Source organism: Mangrovibacter phragmitis (genome assembly GCF_001655675.1).
Classification (GTDB): domain Bacteria; phylum Pseudomonadota; class Gammaproteobacteria; order Enterobacterales; family Enterobacteriaceae; genus Mangrovibacter; species Mangrovibacter phragmitis.
Map to the genome: position 1 here is coordinate 1 of NZ_LYRP01000028.1, position 1,377 is coordinate 1,377.

Below are 1,377 nucleotides of genomic sequence, written 5' to 3' on the forward strand. Positions count from 1 at the left end.
CGGTTAACCTTGCTACAGAATATAAGTCGCTGACCCATTATACAAAAGGTACGCAGTCACCCCACCCCAAAACGCTCCACTGCCTGATTTTTAAGTTGAACGTCGCTTACGCTCCGTTAACCGTCAGTCGCGCTGTCGTTACGCATTTTGCGCACCACGCAAAGCGAAACGCTTTGGTGGTGGGGCTCCCACTGCTTGTACGTACACGGTTTCAGGTTCTTTTTCACTCCCCTCGCCGGGGTTCTTTTCGCCTTTCCCTCACGGTACTGGTTCACTATCGGTCAGTCAGGAGTATTTAGCCTTGGAGGATGGTCCCCCCATATTCAGACAGGATACCACGTGTCCCGCCCTACTCATCGAGCTCACAACRGGTGCGCTTTCGTGTACGGGGCTTTCACCCTGTATCGCCGGCCATTCCGGACCGTTCCACTAACACACCTGCTGATTCAGACTCTGGGCTCTTCCCCGTTCGCTCGCCGCTACTTGGGGAATCTCGGTTGATTTCTTTTCCTCGGGGTACTTAGATGTTTCAGTTCTCCCGGTTCGCCTCATTAACCTATGGATTCAGTTAATGATAGTGTGACGAGTCACACTGGGTTTCCCCATTCGGACATCGCCGGTTATAACGGTTCATATCACCTYACCGGCGCTTTTCGCAGATTAGCACGTCCTTCATCGCCTCTGACTGCCAGGGCATCCACCGTGTACGCTTAGTCGCTTAACCTCACAACCCGAAGATGTCTTCGTGCTGTAAGTTTTGAGAGACTCACGAACAACTTGCGTTGTTCTGTGTTTCAATTTTCAGCTTGTTCCGGATTTTTAAAGAGCATAATACTTCACAGCATACTGATTCAGTACACTCTGAACTATTTTAACGGACAGGGATGGTGGAGCTATGCGGGATCGAACCGCAGACCTCCTGCGTGCAAAGCAGGCGCTCTCCCAGCTGAGCTATAGCCCCATCGATAGCCCCATCGTTTGGCAACTTTCTGATACCGATAATTCGCTTTCAGACAAGACGCGAAAAGGCGACGCATAGTAAACTATGCGAGCGTTTTTGCAACGCAGTATGAAAGGGAATTTGGTAGGCCTGAGTGGACTTGAACCACCGACCTCACCCTTATCAGGGGTGCGCTCTAACCACCTGAGCTACAAGCCTGCAGAAGTTTTACTGCCCGTTTTTCTTTTCATCAGACAATCTGTGTGAGCACTGCAAAAGACCGTATCTCTAAGGTAAGGAGGTGATCCAACCGCAGGTTCCCCTACGGTTACCTTGTTACGACTTCACCCCAGTCATGAATCACAAAGTGGTAAGCGCCCTCCCGAAGGTTAAGCTACCTACTTCTTTTGCAACCCACTCCCATGGTGTGACGGGCG

At 51.0% G+C, this 1,377-nt stretch carries 2 tRNA genes and 2 rRNA genes; all 4 read right to left on the bottom strand.

Annotated elements, in window-relative coordinates:
• A 23S ribosomal RNA gene (locus tag A9B99_RS15560) occupies window positions 1-724 on the bottom strand; the annotation flags it as partial.
• A 161-nt stretch (window positions 725-885) separates the two neighbouring features.
• Window positions 886-961 (bottom strand) — tRNA-Ala (locus A9B99_RS15565).
• Between the two features lie 121 nt (window positions 962-1,082).
• Window positions 1,083-1,159, bottom strand: a tRNA-Ile gene (locus A9B99_RS15570).
• Between the two features lie 75 nt (window positions 1,160-1,234).
• Window positions 1,235-1,377: ribosomal RNA gene (locus A9B99_RS15575) — 16S ribosomal RNA — on the bottom strand; the annotation flags it as partial.